23 protein-coding genes and 1 other annotated feature are annotated in these 22,086 nt (G+C 50.3%); of the genes, 14 read left to right on the forward strand and 9 right to left on the reverse strand.

Annotated elements, in window-relative coordinates:
• Window positions 1-15: 15 nt before the first annotated feature.
• Window positions 16-110 (reverse strand) — a sequence feature (Trp leader region).
• Window positions 87-131 carry a trp operon leader peptide gene (trpL, locus tag G8S19_RS10100; RefSeq protein WP_133087228.1) on the reverse strand — a complete coding sequence of 15 codons (45 nt, stop codon included), beginning with the start codon at window positions 129-131 and terminating at the stop codon, window positions 87-89. Its footprint overlaps the feature before it by 24 nt.
• A 135-nt stretch (window positions 132-266) precedes the next feature.
• Here trpL and rnm point away from each other — a divergent pair, with 135 nt between their 5' ends.
• From rnm to rluB, 3 genes are all read left to right on the forward strand, one after another.
• Window positions 267-1,145, forward strand: a complete 879-nt coding sequence (gene rnm / locus G8S19_RS10105; protein ID WP_253686512.1) for an RNase AM — start codon at window positions 267-269, stop codon at window positions 1,143-1,145.
• Entirely contained in the window at window positions 1,142-1,762 is a 621-nt protein-coding gene (locus G8S19_RS10110) for an L-threonylcarbamoyladenylate synthase (RefSeq protein ID WP_061068009.1), read from the forward strand. Before rnm ends, G8S19_RS10110 begins: the two co-directional genes overlap by 4 nt.
• 100 nt (window positions 1,763-1,862) lie before the next feature.
• Window positions 1,863-2,738 carry a 23S rRNA pseudouridine(2605) synthase RluB gene (gene rluB, locus G8S19_RS10115; RefSeq protein ID WP_253686514.1) on the forward strand — a complete coding sequence of 292 codons (876 nt, stop codon included), beginning with the start codon at window positions 1,863-1,865 and terminating at the stop codon, window positions 2,736-2,738.
• Window positions 2,739-2,821: 83 nt separating this feature from the next.
• Here rluB and cobO read toward each other — a convergent pair whose 3' ends face one another.
• Complete coding sequence (cobO, locus tag G8S19_RS10120) at window positions 2,822-3,412, reverse strand: cob(I)yrinic acid a,c-diamide adenosyltransferase (protein WP_253686516.1); 591 nt, start codon at window positions 3,410-3,412, stop codon at window positions 2,822-2,824.
• Window positions 3,409-4,170, reverse strand: coding sequence for a YciK family oxidoreductase (locus G8S19_RS10125; RefSeq protein WP_048211496.1), 762 nt, complete (start codon window positions 4,168-4,170; stop codon window positions 3,409-3,411). Before G8S19_RS10125 ends, cobO begins: the two co-directional genes overlap by 4 nt.
• Before the next feature lie 220 nt (window positions 4,171-4,390).
• On the opposite strand from G8S19_RS10125, the gene sohB reads away from it, so the two are divergent.
• The gene (gene sohB / locus G8S19_RS10130; RefSeq protein ID WP_253686518.1) at window positions 4,391-5,437 is read left to right on the forward strand and encodes a protease SohB; all 1,047 of its coding nucleotides are present in this window, start codon (window positions 4,391-4,393) and stop codon (window positions 5,435-5,437) included.
• Window positions 5,438-5,545: 108 nt separating this feature from the next.
• Here the strand turns inward: sohB and G8S19_RS10135 are convergent, their stop codons facing one another.
• Window positions 5,546-5,797, reverse strand: coding sequence for a YciN family protein (locus G8S19_RS10135; RefSeq protein ID WP_003020616.1), 252 nt, complete (start codon window positions 5,795-5,797; stop codon window positions 5,546-5,548).
• A gap of 398 nt (window positions 5,798-6,195) precedes the next feature.
• Here G8S19_RS10135 and topA point away from each other — a divergent pair, with 398 nt between their 5' ends.
• The 5 genes from topA (at window position 6,196) to acnA (ending at window position 13,579) form a co-directional block, all read left to right on the forward strand.
• Entirely contained in the window at window positions 6,196-8,793 is a 2,598-nt protein-coding gene (gene topA / locus G8S19_RS10140; protein ID WP_253686520.1) for a type I DNA topoisomerase, read from the forward strand.
• A gap of 208 nt (window positions 8,794-9,001) precedes the next feature.
• On the forward strand, window positions 9,002-9,976 hold the full coding sequence (gene cysB / locus G8S19_RS10145; RefSeq protein WP_005126442.1) for an HTH-type transcriptional regulator CysB: 975 nt from the start codon (window positions 9,002-9,004) through the stop codon (window positions 9,974-9,976).
• A gap of 311 nt (window positions 9,977-10,287) precedes the next feature.
• On the forward strand, window positions 10,288-10,428 hold the full coding sequence (locus G8S19_RS10150) for a YmiA family putative membrane protein (protein ID WP_212724980.1): 141 nt from the start codon (window positions 10,288-10,290) through the stop codon (window positions 10,426-10,428).
• Between the two features lie 3 nt (window positions 10,429-10,431).
• Window positions 10,432-10,602: a hypothetical protein gene (locus tag G8S19_RS10155; protein ID WP_162873148.1), complete on the forward strand. Its 171-nt coding sequence runs from the start codon at window positions 10,432-10,434 to the stop codon at window positions 10,600-10,602.
• 301 nt (window positions 10,603-10,903) lie between these two features.
• Window positions 10,904-13,579 carry an aconitate hydratase AcnA gene (gene acnA, locus G8S19_RS10160; protein ID WP_253686522.1) on the forward strand — a complete coding sequence of 892 codons (2,676 nt, stop codon included), beginning with the start codon at window positions 10,904-10,906 and terminating at the stop codon, window positions 13,577-13,579.
• Between the two features lie 54 nt (window positions 13,580-13,633).
• On the opposite strand, the gene ribA is transcribed toward acnA, so the two are convergent.
• Window positions 13,634-14,224 carry a GTP cyclohydrolase II gene (gene ribA, locus G8S19_RS10165; RefSeq protein ID WP_005126450.1) on the reverse strand — a complete coding sequence of 197 codons (591 nt, stop codon included), beginning with the start codon at window positions 14,222-14,224 and terminating at the stop codon, window positions 13,634-13,636.
• Window positions 14,225-14,420: 196 nt separating this feature from the next.
• On the opposite strand from ribA, the gene pgpB reads away from it, so the two are divergent.
• The 5 genes from pgpB to yciH all read left to right on the forward strand — a co-directional run bounded on the left by pgpB (window position 14,421) and on the right by yciH (window position 18,073).
• Window positions 14,421-15,179 (forward strand): phosphatidylglycerophosphatase B, encoded by a 759-nt coding sequence (pgpB, locus tag G8S19_RS10170; RefSeq protein ID WP_124021162.1) that lies wholly within the window; start codon window positions 14,421-14,423, stop codon window positions 15,177-15,179.
• Between the two features lie 155 nt (window positions 15,180-15,334).
• Complete coding sequence (locus tag G8S19_RS10175) at window positions 15,335-15,643, forward strand: LapA family protein (RefSeq protein ID WP_005126452.1); 309 nt, start codon at window positions 15,335-15,337, stop codon at window positions 15,641-15,643.
• 6 nt (window positions 15,644-15,649) lie between these two features.
• Window positions 15,650-16,819: a lipopolysaccharide assembly protein LapB gene (gene lapB / locus G8S19_RS10180; RefSeq protein WP_005126454.1), complete on the forward strand. Its 1,170-nt coding sequence runs from the start codon at window positions 15,650-15,652 to the stop codon at window positions 16,817-16,819.
• A gap of 189 nt (window positions 16,820-17,008) precedes the next feature.
• Entirely contained in the window at window positions 17,009-17,746 is a 738-nt protein-coding gene (pyrF, locus tag G8S19_RS10185; protein ID WP_124021163.1) for an orotidine-5'-phosphate decarboxylase, read from the forward strand.
• Window positions 17,747-18,073 (forward strand): stress response translation initiation inhibitor YciH, encoded by a 327-nt coding sequence (gene yciH / locus G8S19_RS10190; RefSeq protein WP_048211503.1) that lies wholly within the window; start codon window positions 17,747-17,749, stop codon window positions 18,071-18,073.
• A gap of 91 nt (window positions 18,074-18,164) precedes the next feature.
• Here the strand turns inward: yciH and osmB are convergent, their stop codons facing one another.
• The 4 genes from osmB to pdeR all read right to left on the reverse strand — a co-directional run bounded on the left by osmB (window position 18,165) and on the right by pdeR (window position 21,867).
• Window positions 18,165-18,383 (reverse strand): osmotically-inducible lipoprotein OsmB, encoded by a 219-nt coding sequence (osmB, locus tag G8S19_RS10195; RefSeq protein ID WP_003020583.1) that lies wholly within the window; start codon window positions 18,381-18,383, stop codon window positions 18,165-18,167.
• Between the two features lie 266 nt (window positions 18,384-18,649).
• A complete protein-coding gene (locus tag G8S19_RS10200; protein WP_048211504.1) occupies window positions 18,650-19,402 on the reverse strand; it encodes a DNA-binding transcriptional regulator YciT in 753 nt (250 codons plus the stop codon).
• A gap of 96 nt (window positions 19,403-19,498) precedes the next feature.
• Window positions 19,499-19,681, reverse strand: a complete 183-nt coding sequence (locus G8S19_RS10205) for a hypothetical protein (RefSeq protein ID WP_048211505.1) — start codon at window positions 19,679-19,681, stop codon at window positions 19,499-19,501.
• 194 nt (window positions 19,682-19,875) lie between these two features.
• The gene (gene pdeR, locus G8S19_RS10210) at window positions 19,876-21,867 is read right to left on the reverse strand and encodes a cyclic di-GMP phosphodiesterase (protein WP_061068002.1); all 1,992 of its coding nucleotides are present in this window, start codon (window positions 21,865-21,867) and stop codon (window positions 19,876-19,878) included.
• Window positions 21,868-22,086: the final 219 nt, after the last annotated feature.

The following is a 22,086-nucleotide window of genomic DNA, read 5'->3' on the forward strand; positions in this document are numbered from 1 at the left end:
TCATTAATTTTGTTCAAAAAAAAGCCCGCTCATTTGGCGGGCCGGGTATCTGGTTGCATATTGCAGACGTAAGACACTGCCCGAAATCAGGAAGTGCGCCACCAACCGTGCAGGATAAATGTTGCTTTCATCTCAGATACCTTCTTCATGTGAACTTGCGTACTAGTTAACTAGTTCGGTGGAATAAAGTCAACACCTGATTTCAGTATATTTGTCGAAACCGTTATGATGGGCGTGTTACGACATTTATTGAAACGGGAGCCGCCTTGAGCGACACGAATTACGCAGTGATTTATGACCTGCACAGCCATACTACTGCTTCTGATGGGCGATTAACGCCAGAAGCCTTAGTACACCGTGCGGTAGAGATGCGAGTCGGTACACTGGCGATCACAGATCATGACACCACGGCGGGCATTGCGGCGGCAAGAGAAGAAATTTCACGTTCAGGTTTAGCGTTAAATTTGATCTCTGGCGTTGAGATATCAACGGTCTGGGAAAACCATGAGATCCATATAGTGGGTCTGAACATTGATATCGCGCATCCAGTGATGTGCGACTTTCTGGCGCAACAGACGGAACGTCGTCAGCAGCGTGCGCGCCTGATTGCTGAACGGCTCGACAAAGCGCACATTCCCGGCGCATGGGAAGGGGCTCTACGACTGGCTGATGGCGGGGCGGTTACGCGGGGGCATTTTGCGCGTTTCCTGGTGGAATGTGGCAAAGCCACAACCATGGCGGATGTCTTTAAAAAATATCTTGCTCGTGGGAAAACCGGTTACGTTCCGCCACAGTGGTGTACAATAGAACAAGCTATTGATGTCATTCATCATTCTGGCGGTAAGGCAGTTCTGGCTCATCCAGGTCGGTACGATCTTAGCGCTAAGTGGCTGAAAAGACTGGTTGCGCATTTTGCTGAGCACCGCGGTGACGCGATGGAGGTGGCACAGTGCCAGCAGTCTCCCAATGAACGCACCCATCTGGCGACGCTTGCGCGTTCGCATCAACTGTGGGCATCGCAAGGGTCTGATTTTCATCTACCCTGCCCATGGATTGAACTGGGGCGTAAACTCTGGTTGCCCGCAGGCGTAGAAGGCGTCTGGCAACTTTGGGAGCAGCCCGAGACCACAGAGAGGAAAGTATGAGCCAGTTTTTTTATATTCATCCCGAAAACCCGCAGCAGCGACTGATCAACCAGGCCGTTGATATCGTGCGGAAAGGTGGGGTGATTGTCTATCCAACCGATTCCGGCTATGCGTTGGGGTGTAAAATTGAAGATAAAGGCGCAATGGAGCGCATTTGCCGCATCCGTCACCTGCCGGACGGGCACAACTTTACGCTGATGTGCCGTGACCTGTCCGAATTGTCGACCTATTCGTTTGTCGACAACGTGGCCTTCCGTTTGATCAAAAACAACACGCCGGGCAACTACACCTTCATCCTGAAGGGGACGAAAGAGGTTCCGCGCCGCTTGTTGCAGGAAAAACGTAAGACTATCGGCCTGCGTGTACCCTCAAACCCGATAGCACTGGCGCTGCTTGAAGCGCTGGGCGAGCCGATGCTCTCCACATCACTGATGCTGCCGGGCAGTGATTTTACTGAGTCAGATCCGGAAGAAATTAAAGACCGTCTGGAGAAACAGGTGGATTTGATTATCCATGGTGGATATCTTGGCCAACAGCCGACCACGGTCATCGATTTAACCGACGATTCCCCGGTGGTATTGCGCGAAGGTGTTGGTGACGTTAAACCTTTCTTATAAGGGCGCGAACCGCTATACTACGCGGCCTTAAAATGGCGCTGACTGGCGCCGTTGATTCTCCTGTTCGACGCCTGTGAAGGCGACACCTAAAGGAAGCTCTATGAGCGAAAAGTTACAAAAAGTGCTGGCGCGTGCTGGCCACGGTTCTCGCCGTGAAATTGAATCCATAATTGCCGCGGGTCGCGTGAGCGTTGATGGCAAAATTGCCACGCTCGGCGATCGCGTTGAAGTGACGCCGGGTCTGAAAATCCGTATCGGCGGTCATCTGATTTCGGTGAAAGAATCTGCAGAACAAATCTGCCGCGTTCTGGCTTATTACAAGCCGGAAGGTGAACTGTGTACCCGTAACGACCCGGAAGGTCGTCCGACCGTATTTGATCGCCTGCCAAAACTGCGCGACGCGCGCTGGATTGCCGTAGGTCGTCTGGACGTGAACACCTGTGGTCTGCTGCTGTTTACTACTGATGGTGAACTGGCGAACCGTCTGATGCACCCGAGCCGTGAAGTTGAACGCGAGTACGCGGTGCGAGTATTCGGTCAGGTTGACGATGCTAAACTGCGTGATCTGAGCCGTGGCGTACAGTTGGAAGATGGTCCGGCTGCGTTTAAAACGATCAAGTTCAGCGGTGGTGAAGGGATTAACCAGTGGTATAACGTCACGCTGACTGAAGGCCGCAACCGCGAGGTTCGCCGTCTGTGGGAAGCGGTAGGTGTGCAGGTAAGCCGTCTGATCCGTGTACGCTACGGTGATATCCCGCTGCCGAAAGGCCTGCCGCGTGGTGGCTGGACAGAGCTTGATCTTGCTCAGACCAACTATCTGCGTGAACTGGTGGAGCTGAAGCCAGAAACGACCTCTAAAGTGGCCGTCGAGAAAGATCGTCGCCGCATGAAGGCGAATCAGATCCGCCGTGCGGTGAAACGTCACTCTCAGGTCGGCAGCAGTCGTCGCCCGGGCGGACGCAGCAACAACGGTTAATCATGACCAGGCCTGATAAGCAAAGCGCCATCAGGCGTTAGCGTGGAGCCGGATGCGGCGCAAGCGCCTTATCCGGCCTGCTGTTAGTAATCAATCCCCATTTGGGCTTTAATGCCCGCCTCAAAAGCATGCTTGACCGGACGCAACTCGCTGACCGTGTCGGCTAACTCCAGAATATCGCGATGGCATCCTCGACCAGTAATAATGACCGTCTGCTGGGCTGGGCGCGCGTTTAAGGCGTTGATCACCTCTTCAAGCGGTAGGTAGTCGTAGGCCACCATATACGTCAGTTCATCCAGCACAACCATATCCAGCTCAGGATCGGTCAACATTCGCTTGCCGTGTTCCCACACGGCCATACAGGCTGCGGTGTCAGACTCGCGGTTCTGCGTTTCCCAGGTAAACCCGGTCGCCATCACCTGAAATTCTACACCATGAGGTTCGAGCAGGTTTCTTTCGCCGTTTGGCCATGTACCTTTAATGAACTGCACTACACCGACTTTTTTGCCGTGGCCCACTGCGCGAGTCGCTGTACCGAACGCTGCTGTAGTTTTACCTTTACCATTACCGGTAAAAACGATGATAATTCCGCGCTCGTCCCTGGCGGCCGCAATACGCGCGTCAACCCGGTCTTTTACGCGCTGCTGGCGCTGCTGATAGCGTTCTTCACTCATTGGGCAATTCCTGGTTTACGGCCCGGCTGGGCATCAAAAGTCATACCGGTTTTACGGCGGCTGTCATCGCCCATCAGCCACAGGTAAAGCGGCATAATATCGGCGGGGGTTTTGAGTTTTTGCGGATCTTCCGTCGGGAATGCGCTGGCACGCATGCCGGTACGCGTGCCGCCTGGATTAATGCAATTTACGCGCAGATGACGATTCTGGTATTCGTCTGCCAGTACCTGCATCATTCCTTCAGTAGCAAATTTCGAGGTGGCGTACGCTCCCCAGTTAGCCCGTCCCTGACGACCGACGCTGGAGGAGGTGAAGACCAGCGATCCTGAATCTGATTTGAGTAACAGCGGCAGCAATGCCTGAGTCAGCATAAAAGTGGCATTTACATTTACCTGCATCACATCCTGCCAGACCTGCGGGTTTTGTTCGCTCATCGGGCAGATATCGCCCAGCAATCCGGCATTATGCAGTACGCCATCCAGACGTGGGAAATGCGCGGCAATACGCTGCGCGAGCTGGTGGCATTCGTCAGTAGTGCAGGTGAGCAGATCCAGCGTGAACCATTGTGGTTGTGTTCCGTTTTCATCGGCGACGGCGCGGGCAACCTGACGCAATTTTTCTTCATTACGTCCAAGCAGGATAACGGTCGCACCGTAGCGTGCATAGGTAAGCGCGGCTTCACGCCCGATGCCATCACTGGCACCGGTGACCAGAATAATGCGATCCTGTAACAGGTCTTGTTTAGGTTGGTAATGCACGGCTACTCCTCGGCGACGTCTGGCCATCTCGTTCGCGATAACTTTTCGGCTTTATGCCTTAAACACTGGTGTTTTTCAATCAGCCAAAGGTAATAACACCGCAAAATGAACACTTTGTCATGCTTTTTGCTGATTCAGCATCGGATGGATGAAGCAAGACGGGTTTACACGCCTGTTGTACACTGAGCGAAAGTAGCGTTGTTTAACCAAGGTGGGTCTCGTGGAATTGTTGTCTGAATATGGGCTGTTTTTGGCAAAAATTGTCACTGTTGTGGTGGCTATTGCGGTGATTGTCATGCTGATTGTAAACGCGACACAACGTAAGCGTCAGCGGGGTGAACTACGCGTTATTAATCTTAGCGATCAATATAAAGAGATGAAGGAAGACCTTTTGCTGGCCCTGTTAGACGGGCATCAGCAAAAGCTCTGGCACAAGGCACAGAAAAAGAAACATAAGCTGGAGGCGAAAGCGGCTAAGGCAAAAGCGAAACTGGGTGACAGTATGTCATCAGATAAACCTCGTGTATGGGTGCTTGATTTTAAAGGCAGTATGGATGCCCATGAGGTCAGCGCATTACGCGAAGAGGTGACGGCGGTGTTGGCGGTTGTTAAACCTCAGGATCAGGTGGTGGTTCGTCTGGAAAGCCCGGGCGGTGTGGTACATGGTTATGGCCTGGCCGCTTCGCAGTTACAACGCCTGCGCGATAAGCAGATCCCGCTAACCGTCACGGTAGATAAAGTCGCTGCCAGCGGCGGATATATGATGGCCTGCGTGGCGGATAAAATTGTCTCAGCGCCGTTTGCCATTGTCGGCTCTATTGGCGTCGTCGCGCAGATCCCAAACTTTAACCGTTTCCTGAAAAACAAGGATATTGATATCGAACTGCACACGGCAGGACAGTACAAACGCACGCTGACACTGCTTGGTGAAAACACGGAAGAAGGGCGACAGAAATTCCGTGAAGATTTGAATGAAACCCATCATCTGTTTAAAGATTTTGTGCAGCGTATGCGTCCAACTCTGGACATTGAGCAGGTTGCCACCGGTGAACACTGGTTCGGGCAACAGGCGTTGGCAAACGGGTTGGTCGATGAGATCAATACCAGTGACGAAGTGATTCTGGGGTTGATGGATGGCCGTGAAGTGCTGAACGTCCGCTATATGCAGCGTAAAAAACTGATGGACCGTTTCACTGGCAGCGCGGCAGAAAGTGCAGACCGCTTACTTATGCGTTGGTGGCAGCGGGGACAGAAGCCCCTGATGTAAAATTGCAATTGCCGGATGGCGATGCTCACGCATCTTATCCGGCCTACAGGTTCAGAGCATCGTAGGCCGGAGAAGGCAGCGCCGCCATCCGGCAAATGATTTCTCGCGTTAATCGATCAAGTGATACTTTTCAGAAAGTACGTGCGCCAGGTGTTTAAACATATTAAACACAGCCGTACTTTTGGGCGTCGGCAGCCCTTGCTCGTCTAAAAAGTAATCTCCGCTGAAAACCAGCACACCATTTCGCTGCGTAACACCGGTGGCGACAATCCCCGCCAGCGTGTCCTCATGCTCACGAATGATTTTGTTGGCTTCAATCAGCAGTGTCTCGCGATCGATGGGTTGAGTATCTTTATGCATTTTTTACTCCTTAAACAAGGACATTAGTCTACGCCGAGCCCGGCTTATGGGCAAATATTCCCTGACACAAATGAAGGTTTTACGACAGGGGGATGACTGGCGAGATTTGTTTTTGCATGCTAATAAAGTTGCGTAACGCATTTTATCAGGTACAGTGTGACGCTTTCGTCAATCTGGCAACAGATTTGCTTGACATTCGACCAATACTCCGTCGCGCCATAGCGTTTGCGTGTGAAAAAGCCTGTTAACTCAGTTATATGAGCGTTACATTACAAGCGCGAATCAGTTTAAGGGGTTGATATCCGCCGACACAGAGACCATATCGATGTCTCGTCGCCAGTGGAAGGTGAATCAACGTGCGACGCATTCTGGAAGAATCAAATTAGGTAAAGGTGAATATGGGTAAAGCTCTTGTCATCGTTGAGTCCCCGGCAAAAGCCAAAACGATCAACAAGTATCTGGGTAATGACTACGTGGTGAAATCCAGCGTCGGTCATATCCGTGATTTGCCGACTAGTGGCTCAGCAACTAAAAAGAGCGCCGACTCAACCTCCACCAAAACGGCTAAAAAGCCCAAAAAGGATGAACGTGGCGCTCTCGTCAACCGCATGGGCGTTGACCCGTGGCACAACTGGGATGCGCGCTATGAAGTGCTGCCTGGTAAAGAGAAAGTTGTCTCTGAACTGAAACAACTGGCTGAAAAAGCCGACCACATCTATCTCGCAACCGACCTTGACCGCGAAGGGGAAGCCATTGCCTGGCACCTGCGGGAAGTTATCGGTGGCGACGACACCCGCTACAGCCGCGTGGTGTTTAACGAAATTACCAAAAATGCTATTCGCCAGGCGTTTGAAAAACCGGGCGAGTTGAACATCGATCGTGTTAATGCGCAACAGGCGCGCCGCTTTATGGACCGTGTTGTGGGCTATATGGTGTCGCCACTGCTGTGGAAAAAAATTGCCCGTGGCCTGTCTGCCGGTCGCGTACAGTCGGTTGCTGTGCGTCTGGTAGTTGAGCGTGAACGCGAAATCAAAGCATTTGTTCCAGAAGAGTTCTGGGAAATTGATGCTAACACGACCACGCCGGGCGGCGACGCGTTGCCGCTTGAGGTGACGCATCAAAATGATAAGCCGTTCCGTCCCGTAAATCGGGAACAAACGCTTGCCGCTGTTAGCCTGTTGGAAAAAGCGCGCTATAGCGTACTGGAACGTGAAGATAAGCCGACCAGCAGCAAGCCGGGCGCGCCGTTCATTACTTCCACGCTACAGCAGGCTGCGAGCACGCGTCTCGGCTTTGGTGTGAAGAAAACCATGATGATGGCGCAGCGCTTGTATGAAGCGGGTTACATCACTTACATGCGTACTGACTCAACCAACCTGAGTCAGGATGCGGTGGCGATGGTTCGCGATTACATCAGCGATAATTTTGGCAAAAAGTATTTGCCGGAGAGCGCGAACCAGTACGCCAGCAAAGAGAACTCGCAGGAAGCGCACGAAGCTATCCGTCCTTCCGATGTCGCCGTACAGGCAGAATCGCTGAAAGATATGGAAGCCGATGCGCAAAAACTGTATCAGCTGATCTGGCGCCAGTTTGTTGCCTGTCAGATGACGCCAGCGAAATACGACTCCACCACGCTCACCGTGGGCGCGGGTGATTTCCGTCTGAAGGCGCGCGGTCGTATTCTGCGCTTCGATGGCTGGACGAAAGTAATGCCTGCACTGCGTAAGGGTGATGAAGATCGCATTTTACCGGCGGTAGAAAAAGGCGATATGCTGACGCTTATCGAACTGACGCCAGCACAGCACTTTACTAAACCGCCTGCGCGCTTTAGTGAAGCTTCGCTGGTTAAAGAGCTTGAAAAGCGTGGCATTGGTCGTCCTTCCACCTATGCGTCGATCATTTCTACGATTCAGGATCGCGGTTATGTTCGCGTGGAGAACCGTCGTTTCTACGCAGAAAAAATGGGTGAAATCGTCACCGATCGTCTGGAAGAAAACTTCCGCGAGTTGATGAACTACGATTTCACCGCGCAGATGGAAGACAGCCTTGACCAGGTGGCGAACCACGAAGCCGAGTGGAAAGGTGTGCTCGACAACTTCTTCAGCGATTTTACTCAGCAACTGGATAAAGCCGAGAAAGATCCTGAAGAAGGCGGTATGCGTCCGAACCAGATGGTGCTGACCAGCATTGATTGTCCGACATGTGGGCGCAAGATGGGTATTCGTACCGCCAGCACCGGCGTTTTCCTTGGTTGCTCCGGCTACGCACTTTCCCCGAAAGAGCGTTGCAAAACCACCATTAACCTGGTGCCGGAAAACGAAGTATTGAACGTGCTGGAAGGCGACGACGCGGAAACGAACGCTTTGCGCGCGAAACGTCGCTGCCAGAAGTGTGGTACGGCGATGGACAGCTATCTCATCGATCCAAAACGTAAGCTGCATGTCTGTGGTAACAACCCGACCTGCGATGGTTACGAAATCGAAGAGGGCGAGTTCCGCATTAAGGGTTATGACGGTCCTGTCGTTGAGTGCGAGAAATGTGGTTCTGAAATGCACCTGAAAATGGGGCGTTTCGGTAAATACATGGCATGTACTAACGACGAGTGTAAAAACACCCGTAAGATCCTGCGTAACGGCGAAGTGGCTCCGCCGAAAGAAGATCCTGTTCCGTTGCCGGAACTGCCGTGTGAAAAATCGGACGCGTATTTCGTGTTGCGTGATGGTGCAGCAGGTATTTTCCTGGCTGCGAACACCTTCCCGAAATCACGTGAAACCCGTGCGCCGTTAGTGGAAGAGTTGTATCGCTTCCGCGATCGTCTGCCGGAAAAACTGCGCTATCTGGCCGATGCGCCGCAGACGGACCCCGATGGTAATAAGTCGATGGTTCGCTTTAGCCGTAAAACTAAGCAGCAGTATGTCGCTGCGGAAAAAGACGGTAAAGCAACCGGGTGGTCTGCATTTTTCGTTAATGGCAAATGGGTAGAAGGGAAGAAATAACAGCATTCCGGCTGAATTTCTCCTCAAAGGGTCGCGTAAGCGGCCCTTTTTGTTTCTGGCGTATTATTTTTTGTCATCCCTATACAGCGTACATATAAATGATATAGTGGTTATAGTTGGCAGGCTTTTTATTATTAAATCGTATTAGCAGCGCGTGTGAGTCTGCTTTTAAACGATGTTCTGATGGCATAATTCTGGATGGCTTAACATGAAATTACAGCAGCTTCGCTATATCGTTGAGGTGGTAAATCACAACCTTAATGTCTCCTCAACGGCCGAAGGACTCTATACCTCCCAGCCAGGGATCAGTAAGCAAGTTCGTATGCTGGAAGATGAGCTTGGCATCCAGATTTTTGCCCGTAGCGGTAAGCACCTGACGCAGGTGACTCCGGCAGGGCAGGAAGTTATTCGTATTGCCCGCGAAGTCTTGTCTAAAGTGGATGCTATTAAGTCGGTTGCAGGTGAACATACCTGGCCCGACAAAGGCTCGTTGTATATCGCCACCACGCACACCCAGGCGCGTTACGCGCTGCCCAACGTGATTAAAGGTTTTATTGAGCGTTATCCTCGCGTCTCGTTGCATATGCATCAGGGATCGCCGACGCAAATTGCCGAGGCCGTTTCGAAAGGGAATGCTGATTTTGCCATCGCGACGGAAGCACTGCATTTGTACGATGATCTGGTGATGCTGCCATGCTATCACTGGAACCGTTCGATTGTTGTTACGCCAGACCATCCGTTGGCAGGCAAAGCCTCCGTATCCATTGAGGAACTGGCGCAGTATCCGCTGGTGACCTACACGTTTGGATTTACCGGACGCTCGGAGTTGGACACTGCGTTCAACCGTGCGGGTCTGGAGCCGCGTATTGTCTTTACCGCGACTGATGCCGATGTTATTAAGACCTATGTCCGACTGGGGCTGGGCGTGGGCGTGATTGCCAGCATGGCGGTAGATCCTATCTCTGATCCGGATCTGGTGCGTGTTGATGCTCATGATATTTTCAGTCACAGCACCACTAAAATTGGTTTTCGTCGCAGCACGTTTTTACGCAGCTACATGTATGATTTTATTCAGCGTTTCGCACCGCATCTGACACGCGATGTGGTGGATACGGCGGTGGCGTTGCGTTCCAACGATGATATTGAAGCTATGTTCAAAGATATTAAATTGCCAGAGAAATAATAACGGAAGTTGCCTCGTTGGTATCCTGGTTCTCCAGCCATACCAGCGGGGCGGTTGAATGTACTCATGATTTTTTATTTGTCTATTATCCCTATATTATTTATGGAAAATATTCTCCAAAGTAGTTTCAAATGAGTAACCCTGCCAAAATCCCTTTCAAATATTTATAACCGATCAAACAATTAAGTTATTTATAAAGCTGGGTTCGAAAATTATCTGGCTTTTTCAGGATGTTTTTATTAGGATTCCTCTTATCTGATGATTAATTGTACCGATTGTTTGGTGCCTAAATGATAAGTGATTTCGATAGTATGAGGTTAGCAATGCCTTCTGGAAACCAGCCTGCGCGCAGAGATCCCGCGATGAAACGTAAAGCATGGTTCATCGTGTTTCTGGGCTCCGCCGTGTTCTGGATCGTGGTTGCTCTGTTGGTCTGGAAAGTGTGGGGGTAATTGATGTCCACACAGGAACAGCAGTCTACCGTTACACCTGCTCATCATAATAATGAGCAAGAGAATGAAACCGTTATAGAAAAAAAGCAGGATATTCCCGCTTCGTGGGATCTTTCACCTGAGCAACGGGCATTTATTGATCTGTTTATTGAAGATGATAAGCAAGAACAATAAGCAATACGTTTTTTATAATAATAAGTATTAACATGCTTATTGAATTCAGTATGAATAATCACATCGCAATCGCAGTACGTCATCTAAACAGCGTATTGTCGGTTGCATCGATGTATCGGGTCCGTTCATTTACCGCACTTTAATCTTATTCCCCGCCACTTGCATAGCTCGTTACCTTTTTGTCGTTCTCCTCGTTTATCAATTTGAGTTGTTATCAAAGCGTTACATTTTGTTTGTGTTATCTTTAATACTAACCCTGAGGAAAATCAGGGGATCCAACCCTGTCATTTAAGGAGGAGCTATGTCGTCTACCCTACGAGAAGCCAGTAAGGACACATTGCAGGTTAAAGATAAAACCTACCGCTACTACAGTTTGCCCCTGGCTGCCAAATCACTGGGTGATATCACCCGTTTACCTAAATCACTAAAAGTATTGCTGGAAAACCTGCTTCGCTGGCAGGACGGTGACTCTGTTACCGAAGAGGATATTCATGCTCTGGCGCAATGGCTGAAAACGGCGCATGCCGAGCGCGAAATTGCCTACCGACCCGCTCGCGTTCTCATGCAGGACTTTACCGGCGTTCCGGCGGTGGTCGATCTGGCTGCCATGCGCGAAGCGGTTAAACGCCTTGGCGGGGATACAGCAAAAGTGAACCCGCTTTCACCTGTTGATCTGGTTATTGATCACTCCGTTACGGTTGATCGTTTTGGTGACGATGATGCTTTTGAAGAGAACGTTCGACTGGAAATGGAGCGCAACCATGAGCGCTATGTGTTCCTTAAATGGGGGCAGCAGGCGTTTAGCCGATTCAGTGTCGTTCCACCGGGAACAGGAATTTGCCACCAGGTAAACCTCGAATACCTGGGTAAAGCGGTGTGGAGTGAACTGCAAAACGGCGAGTGGATCGCTTACCCGGACACGCTGGTCGGTACCGATTCCCATACTACGATGATTAATGGTCTCGGTGTGCTGGGCTGGGGTGTCGGAGGGATTGAAGCTGAGGCCGCCATGCTGGGGCAACCGGTTTCAATGCTGATTCCAGATGTCGTGGGCTTCAAACTTGTTGGTAAACTTCGCGAAGGGATCACCGCTACCGATCTGGTACTGACCGTCACGCAGATGCTGCGTAAACACGGTGTGGTCGGTAAATTTGTTGAGTTCTATGGTGATGGGCTGGACAGCCTGCCGCTCGCTGACCGGGCGACCATTGCTAACATGTCGCCGGAATACGGCGCAACCTGCGGCTTTTTCCCGATTGACGGGGTAACTCTTGAGTACATGCGTCTGAGTGGGCGTAGTGAAGAGCAGGTTGAATTAGTCGGTGCGTATGCTAAAGCACAGGGGATGTGGCGTAACCCAGGTGATGAACCTGTGTTTACCAGCTCACTGGAACTGGACATGGGCACTGTGGAAGCCAGCCTGGCCGGGCCGAAGCGTCCACAGGATCGTGTCGCATTGGGTGATGTGCCGAAAGCATTCGCCGCGAGTAATGAACTTGAAGTGAATAGCTCGCAAAAAGATCGTCAACCGGTCGACTATGTCATGAGCGGTCATCAATATCAGCTACCGGATGGTGCTGTGGTGATTGCAGCGATCACGTCATGTACCAACACCTCCAACCCCAGCGTCCTGATGGCGGCTGGGTTGCTGGCGAAAAAAGCAGTGACGCTTGGTCTGAAGCGCCAACCGTGGGTGAAAGCGTCACTGGCGCCTGGGTCAAAAGTCGTCTCTGATTACCTGGCGCAGGCAAAACTGACGCCGTACCTTGATGAGCTGGGTTTTAACCTTGTTGGTTATGGCTGTACTACCTGTATCGGCAACTCTGGCCCGTTACCTGATCCTATTGAAACGGCGATTAAAAAAGGTGATCTGACGGTAGGGGCGGTGCTTTCCGGTAACCGTAACTTTGAAGGGCGTATCCACCCGCTGGTGAAGACAAACTGGCTGGCTTCTCCGCCGCTGGTGGTGGCTTATGCGCTGGCCGGGAATATGAATATTGATCTGACGAAAGACCCGCTGGGTCATGACAGAAAAGGCGATCCTGTCTATCTGAAAGATATCTGGCCGAGTGCGCAGGAAATTACCCGTGCCGTGGAGCAGGTCTCTACCGAGATGTTCCATAAAGAGTATGCCGAAGTGTTCGAAGGCACGCCGGAATGGAAGTCGATTAATGTTGATCGTGCAGACACCTATGGCTGGCAGTCGGACTCAACCTACATCCGGTTATCACCGTTCTTTGATGGTATGCAGGCGAAGCCGGACCCGGTACAGGATATCCATGGTGCTCGTATCCTGGCGATGCTCGGCGATTCCGTCACCACCGATCATATTTCTCCTGCGGGGAGCATCAAGCCGGACAGCCCGGCGGGTCGCTATCTGCAAAGCCACGGTGTTGAGCGCAAAGATTTTAACTCCTACGGTTCTCGCCGTGGAAACCACGAAGTAATGATGCGTGGCACGTTTGCCAATATCCGTATCCGTAACGAAATGGTACCGGGTGTGGAAGGGGGGATGACGCGTCATTTGCCGGGTACAGAAGTGATGGCTATCTATGACGCCGCTATGCAATACCAGCAAGAGAAGACCCCGTTGGCGATTGTTGCCGGCAAGGAATATGGCTCGGGTTCCAGTCGGGACTGGGCGGCGAAAGGCCCGCGTTTGTTAGGTATTCGCGTAGTAATCGCCGAATCTTTTGAGCGCATCCACCGTTCTAACCTGATTGGCATGGGGATCCTGCCTCTGGAATTTCCGCAGGGGATTACACGTAAAACCCTGGGGTTAACCGGGGAGGAAGTCATTGATATTACGGACTTACAAAATATTAAACCGGGAGCGACTATCCCGGTGAATATGGTTCGTGCGGATGGGCGAAAAGAGGTGATTTCGTGTCGCTGTCGTATTGATACCGCGACAGAGCTGACCTATTACCAAAACGATGGTATTTTGCACTATGTTATTCGTAATATGTTGAATTAAATTATAAAAAAGCCTGCGAAAGCAGGCTTTTTGTACTGTCAGCAAGCGAGAATGTCACTCGCTTAACAGATGCCCCATCTTAGCGGCTTTGGTATCCAGATAGTGTTCATTCTTCGGGTTACGGCCAACAATTAGCGGCACACGCTCCACAATATTGATCCCAGCTTCTGTCAGAATTTCCACTTTCTTCGGGTTATTGGTTAGCAGACGGACTTCATCCACGCCCAATAATTTGAACATATCAGCACACAAGGTGAAGTCACGCTCGTCCGCCGCAAAGCCTAACTGATGGTTGGCTTCGACGGTGTCATAGCCCTGATCCTGCAACGCATAGGCGCGGATCTTATTCAACAGGCCGATGTTACGTCCTTCCTGACGATGGTAGAGCAGAATACCGCGTCCTTCTTCAGCGATATGCGTAAGCGCCGCTTCCAGTTGAAAGCCACAATCACAACGCAGACTGAACAGCGCATCGCCGGTCAGACATTCGGAATGAACACGTGCCAGGACAGGCGTCTGGCCTGAAATATCGCCAAAAACCAGTGCGACATGATCGTGTCCGGTTGCCAGTTCTTCAAATCCCACCATCAGGAAATCACCCCAGGGGGTTGGCAGTTTGGCTTCTGCCACACGTTTAAGCTGCATGTAATTCTCCAGATTATGCTGGCACTGCGCGTGCCGTCGCCTGTTGGCTTCTGTATTGCACTATTTTGCCATAAGGCAAGGGTGTTCACCTAATTGCAGCAACGCATTCATTTCCGAATGGCACAAAATTGTCAATTTCCCCGGTGTGCGGATTTTTCAGTTATGATTGTGGGACTTATCGACGAAAGGAGACGCAATGCTGTCTATTGCCAAGCGAACCACTGTAGGCGCAGCACTGTTACTGATTATGCCGGTTTCCGTATGGATATCCGGCTGGAGCTGGCAGCCTGGACAGAATGTCTGGTGGTTAAAATCCTTATACTGGGTAACTGAAACGGTGACGCAACCCTGGGGGATTATCACCCATGTTGTTCTCTGTGCGTGGTTTTTGTGGTGTCTGCGATTTCGTCTGAAAGCTGCTTTTATGCTATTTGCGATCCTGGCGGCGGCTATCTTAATTGGCCAGGGTGTGAAATCCTGGGTTAAAGAGAGGGTGCAGGAGCCCCGGCCATTTGTTCTGTGGCTGGAAAAAACGCACCATGTTCCGGTAGATGAGTTCTACACTTTAAAACGTAAAGATCGCGGACACTTAGTAAAAGAGCAGTTGTCCGGGCAGCAGGATATTCCGCCTTTTTTACGTAAGCACTGGCAAAAAGAGACCGGTTTTGCTTTCCCTTCCGGGCATACCCTGTTTGCTGCCAGTTGGGCGTTACTGGGTGTCGGGTTGTTATGGCCACGCAGGCGCACGCTGACGATTGTGTTCTTACTCGTCTGGGCGACCGGCGTAATGGGCAGTCGTTTGCTTCTGGGCATGCACTGGCCGCGCGATTTGGTTGTTGCGACGCTGATATCGTGGCTGCTGGTAACGCTGGCAACATGGTTTGCACAGCGAATATGTGGACCTCTGACACCGCCCGTCCAGGAGACAAAGGAAATAGCGCAGCGTGAGCAATAACGCAGACCGTGATTGATTTTTCAAATTTAGCCCTCAAATCATACAGCGTAAGGCGCTTTTCCGTTTCGCACTCGTCGTGAAAATGGTAATTTAAAAGGCTTAACGCGGTAAGTTGTACACGATTTATTCGCTCAAACCACATAACGGGAAGTAATGTGAAATATTTACTCATTTTCTTACTGGTGTTGGCGATTTTTGTTATTTCGGTGACATTGGGTGCGCAAAACGATCAACAGGTAACGTTTAATTACCTGCTAGCTCAGGGTGAGTATCGTATCTCCACGCTGCTTGCTGTATTGTTTGCAGCAGGTTTTGCGATTGGTTGGTTAATTTGTGGCCTGTTCTGGCTAAAGGTTCGTGTGTCTCTTGCGCGCGCCGAACGCAAAATTAAACGCCTGGAAAACCAGCTTGCGCCTGCGACCGACGTTGCGGTAACTGCCGACTCGTCGGTTGTGAAGGAATAATTATTTATGTTGGAGTTGTTGTTTCTGCTTTTACCTGTAGCCGCTGCCTATGGGTGGTATATGGGTCGCAGAAGTGCGCAACAAACTAAGCAGGATGAAGCTAACCGTCTTTCGCGCGACTATGTCGCCGGGGTTAACTTCCTCTTGAGCAACCAACAAGATAAAGCGGTGGATCTGTTCCTCGATATGTTGAAAGAGGATACAGGCACCGTTGAGGCTCATCTCACCCTCGGAAACCTGTTCCGCTCACGCGGTGAAGTCGACCGCGCTATCCGTATCCACCAAACCCTCATGGAAAGTGCTTCGCTGACTTATGAACAACGTTTGTTGGCTGTGCAGCAGTTGGGACGTGACTACATGGCTGCCGGGTTGTATGACCGTGCGGAAGACATGTTCAATCAGCTAACTGATGAAACGGATTTCCGTGTGGGGGCATTGCAACAACTGTTGCAAATCTATCAGGCAACCAGTGAATGGCAAAAAGCCATTGATGTTGCAGAACGTCTGGTGAAACTCGGCAAAGATAATCAGCGTATTGAAATCGCGCATTTTTACTGTGAACTGGCCTTGCAGCAAATGGGCAGCGACGATATGGATCGCGCCATGGCATTGCTGAAAAAAGGAGCCGCTGCAGACAAAAACAGTGCTCGTGTCTCGATTATGATGGGGCGCGTTTACATGTTGAAGGGTGATTACGCGAAGGCCGTTGAATGCCTGCAACGCGTGATCTCCCAGGATAAAGAGTTGGTCAGTGAAACGCTGGAAATGCTGCAGAGCTGCTACCAACAGCTGGGTAAAAACGATGAGTGGGCGGAGTTTTTACGCCGTGCGGTCGAAGAAAACACCGGTGCTGCCGCTGAGTTGATGCTGGCTGATATTCTTGAGGCGCGCGAGGGTACTGATACTGCACAGGTTTATATTACCCGTCAGTTGCAACGTCATCCGACGATGCGTGTGTTCCATAAACTGATGGATTACCACCTTAATGAAGCAGAAGAAGGGCGCGCAAAAGAGAGTCTGATGGTCCTGCGCGATATGGTTGGTGAGCAGGTGCGCAGCAAGCCGCGCTATCGTTGCCAGAAGTGTGGGTTTACTGCTTATTCGCTGTACTGGCACTGCCCATCGTGCCGCTCCTGGTCAACCATTAAGCCAATTCGCGGTCTGGACGGGCTTTAATTTTTAAAAAAAATTCACTTTAGTTACAACATACTTATTTATTTTTCTTCAACCAGCCCTCAGGCTCCTGTGCCACATCGCTTCGCAGAAATGTAAACGCGCCTGTTAATTTTCTATTACCACAGGTAGAATGCACGCCGTTTACCCATTTTGCGCCGTTCGTGCGCCCATCATCAAGAAGGTCTGGTCATGACGTTTACTGCTTCATCTTCTTCCCGTGCTGCTACTGATTCTCCCGTCGTTGTCGCGTTGGATTATTCAAAACGTGATAAGGCATTAGCGTTTGTCGACAGAATTGATCCCCGAGATTGTCGTTTGAAAGTGGGCAAAGAGATGTTCACGCTTTTTGGACCTCAATTGGTACGGGATCTGCAACAGCGTGGCTTCGACGTCTTTCTGGATTTGAAATTTCATGATATTCCCAACACCACGGCGCATGCCGTCGCGGCAGCTGCTGACCTTGGCGTCTGGATGGTAAACGTGCATGCTTGTGGTGGGGCACGAATGATGACCGCTGCTCGCGAGGCATTACGGCCTTTTGGTAAAGATGCGCCACTGTTAATTGCAGTGACGGTCCTGACCAGTATGGAAGCCAGCGACCTTGCCGATCTTGGTGTGACGTTGTCACCTGCGGAGCATGCTGAAAAGTTGGCGCGTTTGACGCAAAATTGTGGGTTGGACGGGGTAGTATGCTCGGCGCATGAAGCGGTGAGGTTCAAGCAGGCGTTTGGACAGACATTCAAGCTGGTGACGCCAGGCATTCGTCCTGAAGGTAGTGAGGCGGGTGACCAGCGCCGTATTATGACGCCACAGCAGGCGCTGGCCGCTGGTGTGGATTATATGGTGATTGGTCGTCCAGTCACGCAGTCGGAAGATCCGGCGCAAACGCTGAAGATGATCAACGCCTCTCTGAATCGAGGTGCATAAATGAGCGACTCAAACTCTCGACTGGTTTATTCAACTGAGTCCGGACGAATTGATGAACCCAGAGTGGTAGCAGAGCGTCCGAAGGGCGATGGCATTGTTCGCATCCAGCGCCAGACCAGCGGTCGTAAAGGTAAGGGCGTTTGCCTGATTACCGGTATTGATCAAGATGACGCTGCACTTGTTAAATTGGCCGCAGAGCTGAAAAAAAAATGTGGTTGTGGTGGGGCAGTGAAGGACGGTGTAATTGAAATTCAGGGTGATAAACGCGACCTGATAAAATCGCTGCTGGAAGCCAAAGGAATGAAAGTTAAGCTGGCCGGCGGCTAATAAAAAAGCCACGGATGCTCTCCGTGGCTTCTCTAATAATACAAACCTGAAAAAGTAAACGTATTATTATATCGAGCCGTTCAACCGTAAATTATTTACCCACCTGGTGGCCGATAATACCACCTACTGCAGCACCACCCAGCGTACCCAGCGTGCTGCCGTCAGTCAGGACTGCACCGCCTATCGCACCTGCACCAGCACCTATCGCAGTGTTACGGTCACGTTTGGACCAGTTAGAGCAGGCACTCAAAGACATTGCTAGTGTAATCGCCAGAATGGCAGCGGTCATTTTTTTGCTCGTTACTAACATAATACTTTCTCCTGAATTATTGAATCACGGAATCCAGTTCACTTTAATGATAGCGCCAAAATAGGACGACTAAAGATATTTCCGCGAAACCGTTTAGCGCAGGACGTTACAATCAAATCCTGAGGTGACTGTTCGCTCCTGTTATATCGCTAACATTAATTCTACGACTTTATCCTGTTAACGACAGGTAAAAAGTCTTAATTGGACTGTCGGATAAGTCTCAGAGAGAAGATGATCTGCCCGCGGACAAATCATCTGCTGAAGTATTATGCGTGAGCATCAATGATATTGACGGTTAAACCCGAGTGTTCAAGTTGCATTTGCACGCTGGCGCTGAGTCTGGAGTCCGTGACTACGCGACTGAATCTGTCTAACGGGCCCAGCGTGTATGGATGAATGGCCTCAAATTTAGAGCTATCGGTGAGTACAATCACCTCAGCGCCTTTTTCCAGAACCGCATTAACCACATCAGAGCGCATCATATCACGCCCGGTGAAGCCGGTGTCAGCCTGCCAGCCGTCAATACCGATAAAGGCTTTACTGAAATGTACCTGCTGAATAAATTGGCGAGTCAGCGGTCCGACCATGCTCTCGCTTTTTTTCTGATAGATCCCACCGAGGAGAATGACTTCACACGGTGTTTCTTTGAGCAGGTGCGCGATGTAGCTACTGACCGTGATGATGGTGACATCTTTTTGTTCTGCCAACGTTCTGGCCAGCAGCGCATTGCTGCTGCCATTTTCAATAAAGACGGATTCACCAGGATTAACCAGTGACGCCGCAAATTCGGCCAGTTCACGTTTAAGGGTGAAATTGGTCATCATGCGCGTTTCGACATCATCACTGTTCAGTGACACCGCAAAACCGTGCGCACGGCGCAAGTAGCTCTGTTTTTCCAGTGTGTTCAGATCCTGTCGAATCGTCACTTCAGAGACACCGGTGATTTTAGCCAGGTCGGCCACGCTCATCTGACCTTTATCGATCACCATCTGCAAAATAGATTGTTGTCGGGAATTCATAGTATTAATTTTTATAGCGATATCGTATCGGAAATTAAACGGTAGCTGCGTTATCTGAAATCTGATGGCTACAGCGACATAACGTGAGTGAAGTCATCAGATTTCCCACGGGGCCTTCGGTTTTTTTGACACAGACGCTGTATCTTCTTTGACCGTATCTAACAGTTCAGCCTTGAGAATTTCGAGATTGTGGATCGCTGAGTGGTAATCGCCTGCAACGAGAATATCCAGCACAGTATCAATGCGCTCGGCCAGACGTTGTGCGTCGGTATCAGACATGGTCATCATCCTAATGTCAAAAAGGTTTGAATTTCATGATGCAGAAATTCATGCCAAAAGAGAAGGGAAAAATAGTATTAACATGAATGATTGGAGAATATTATATATTCTGTGATTACATACAGATATGATCATCACGTAGTGTCCATTTATGGCTATTTTTCACGTTTATCCCTTGCACTTTTCTTGTTGCGTTATCGCAATTTTTTATTCAGATGACGTTTATACCAACGTTCAAATGCAGCGGCTGGCATTGGCTTGGCGAACAAAAAACCCTGACGTTCATTGACGCCATTTTTGGTCAAAAAAGCATCCTCTTTCGTACTTTCAACGCCTTCAGCTATCACCTGTAGGTTAAGCGCCTGCGCCACTGCGACAATAGCGCGCACCAGCGACTGTGAAATGGGTTGTTTATGAATATCCCTGACGAACGCCTGGTCCAGCTTAATGGCATCAAGTGGGAAGCGGGCCAGTTGAGACAACGATGAATAACCCGTCCCAAAATCATCTAAATGGATCTGTGCCCCAAGCTGGCTAAATTGCTGAATAACGGACAGTGCCAGGTGTTCGTTTTCAATTAAACTGCTCTCGGTCAATTCGACATCGATAGGGCAATATTCAAAATTGAGATCGTGAAGCACCTGTTTCAGGTCGGTAAACAGCGTCTGATCGGCAAGCTGGCGAGCAGAAACGTTCACGGCCACTCGCAGATTAATCCCTTTATCGCGCCACTTTGCGACCTGACGAACAACGTCGAGAATAACCCAGCGCCCCAGCGGCACAATCAAGCCTGATTCTTCAGCGTAGGAGATAAACTCCAGCGGAGGAATGAGACCACGTTCAGGGGACTGCCAGCGCACCAGCGCCTCCAGACTACGTACTTCACCACGCCATGTTATTTTCGGCTGGTAATGAATCAACAGTTGATCGTTTTCCAGCGCCTTACGCAAGTTGGTATCCAGCCAAAGATACTCAAAGACTCGCTGGTTCATTTCCGGAGAGAAAACGCAGAATTGTCCCCGTCCGCCTTCCTTTGCGGTATACATGGCAGTATCGGCATTGCGAATAACGCTCTCGCAGTCGTGTCCATGCTGTGGTGCAAGGGAAATTCCAATCGAACAACCGGTATAAACCTCAATCAGGCCAATTCGGAAGGGCTGACGCAAACGGGTCAAAATACGTGATGCCGTGGCTTCCAGCGCCACTTGAGATGTTTGAGTCGCGAGGACAATAAACTCATCGCCACCAAAACGGGCCAGTAACTGGTTATCATCAAGACAGCTGAGAATTGCCAGTGACACGCTTTGCAACAGTTGATCGCCGAACATATGTCCGTAGGCATCGTTTACTTTTTTGAAATTATCCAGGTCGAGGTACACAATACCAACCTGGGTATCTCCTGCATTCTCAATGGCTTCAGTGATCAGTTCATGAATCGCATTCCGATTAGGTAATCCGGTAATGGAGTCGGTATTTGCCAGAACTCTCAGGCGTTCCTGAGCACGCCGTTCTTCGGTGATATCGGTACCTGAGCAGATTAGAAATATTTCGTTCTTACCGCTGCCGTTGTGCACAAATTTATTGCGAAACAGAAACAGTCGCTGACCTTTACAGGTCTTCACCCAACGTTCGACTTCATATGAGTTACCTTCGCGAAAGAAAACATCGATGTTGCGTCTGGAGGCTGCGGCTTCGCGTCGACTCATAAACAGCGTGAAGACACTTTGACCAATCACTTCGCGTTCTTTGAGTCCGGTATATTCTTCACACAGGCGATTGAAACGCTGAATGTTCCCCATGCGGTCAAGGATGACAATAACGGAGTTGGCTTCAGAGACCACCTGTTCGGCAAAAGAAAGTCCTTGTGCCAAATCGCGGGCGACCGGAGGGGTATCATCCCAGGCGGATGCACTTCCGGCCCATTCGCGTTTATTTATTTTCCGCCCGACCAGGTGAACAGGGATATCGTCATCTTCAATCGACAGTGTTATTAACAGGCTTGACGTGATGACCGTCATCTCCCGAATGCGGTCGGCTTGCTCAGGAGATAATTCGATGTTTTGGTTCGTTTCTGCCGCTTCGTCAATAGAGAAATGCAGGATGTCGCAATCCTCTGACAAACGCCAGTAGGGGTTATGGGTGCCCACATAGCTATACAACGTAGCCAGCTCCCGAACGTCTTTCATGATGTGTACTATCCCGTTTAAAGCGCATAGAGCCTCAAAAGTAAGGGTAGCCATAATTCAAAGGGTGATGATGGCTGAACATATTGTTTTATTTATATATTTATGTGTAATCCAGATTCAGGAAAAAGCAAAGCTGGCGAACGGAAAATAGTAAAAAATAAATCTGACTGGATGGAAGAAGTGTAGTGCGTGGCAGGCAATTGGTCGGGAAAAAAGAAA

Source organism: Citrobacter sp. SX206 (assembly GCF_024181025.1).
GTDB classification, from domain to species: Bacteria; Pseudomonadota; Gammaproteobacteria; order Enterobacterales; family Enterobacteriaceae; genus Citrobacter; species Citrobacter youngae.

Coding starts and splice junctions, on each gene's coding strand:
- G8S19_RS10110 (WP_061068009.1), top strand. CDS start 1,142: ATGAGCCAGTTTTTTTATATTCATCCCGAAAACCCGCAGCAGCGACTG.
- rluB (WP_253686514.1), top strand. CDS start 1,863: ATGAGCGAAAAGTTACAAAAAGTGCTGGCGCGTGCTGGCCACGGTTCT.
- cobO (WP_253686516.1), bottom strand. CDS start 3,412: ATGAGTGAAGAACGCTATCAGCAGCGCCAGCAGCGCGTAAAAGACCGG.
- G8S19_RS10135 (WP_003020616.1), bottom strand. CDS start 5,797: ATGCATAAAGATACTCAACCCATCGATCGCGAGACACTGCTGATTGAA.
- topA (WP_253686520.1), top strand. CDS start 6,196: ATGGGTAAAGCTCTTGTCATCGTTGAGTCCCCGGCAAAAGCCAAAACG.
- cysB (WP_005126442.1), top strand. CDS start 9,002: ATGAAATTACAGCAGCTTCGCTATATCGTTGAGGTGGTAAATCACAAC.
- G8S19_RS10150 (WP_212724980.1), top strand. CDS start 10,288: ATGAGGTTAGCAATGCCTTCTGGAAACCAGCCTGCGCGCAGAGATCCC.
- G8S19_RS10155 (WP_162873148.1), top strand. CDS start 10,432: ATGTCCACACAGGAACAGCAGTCTACCGTTACACCTGCTCATCATAAT.
- acnA (WP_253686522.1), top strand. CDS start 10,904: ATGTCGTCTACCCTACGAGAAGCCAGTAAGGACACATTGCAGGTTAAA.
- ribA (WP_005126450.1), bottom strand. CDS start 14,224: ATGCAGCTTAAACGTGTGGCAGAAGCCAAACTGCCAACCCCCTGGGGT.
- pgpB (WP_124021162.1), top strand. CDS start 14,421: ATGCTGTCTATTGCCAAGCGAACCACTGTAGGCGCAGCACTGTTACTG.
- lapB (WP_005126454.1), top strand. CDS start 15,650: ATGTTGGAGTTGTTGTTTCTGCTTTTACCTGTAGCCGCTGCCTATGGG.
- pyrF (WP_124021163.1), top strand. CDS start 17,009: ATGACGTTTACTGCTTCATCTTCTTCCCGTGCTGCTACTGATTCTCCC.
- yciH (WP_048211503.1), top strand. CDS start 17,747: ATGAGCGACTCAAACTCTCGACTGGTTTATTCAACTGAGTCCGGACGA.
- osmB (WP_003020583.1), bottom strand. CDS start 18,383: ATGTTAGTAACGAGCAAAAAAATGACCGCTGCCATTCTGGCGATTACA.
- G8S19_RS10200 (WP_048211504.1), bottom strand. CDS start 19,402: ATGAATTCCCGACAACAATCTATTTTGCAGATGGTGATCGATAAAGGT.
- G8S19_RS10205 (WP_048211505.1), bottom strand. CDS start 19,681: ATGTCTGATACCGACGCACAACGTCTGGCCGAGCGCATTGATACTGTG.
- pdeR (WP_061068002.1), bottom strand. CDS start 21,867: ATGAAAGACGTTCGGGAGCTGGCTACGTTGTATAGCTATGTGGGCACC.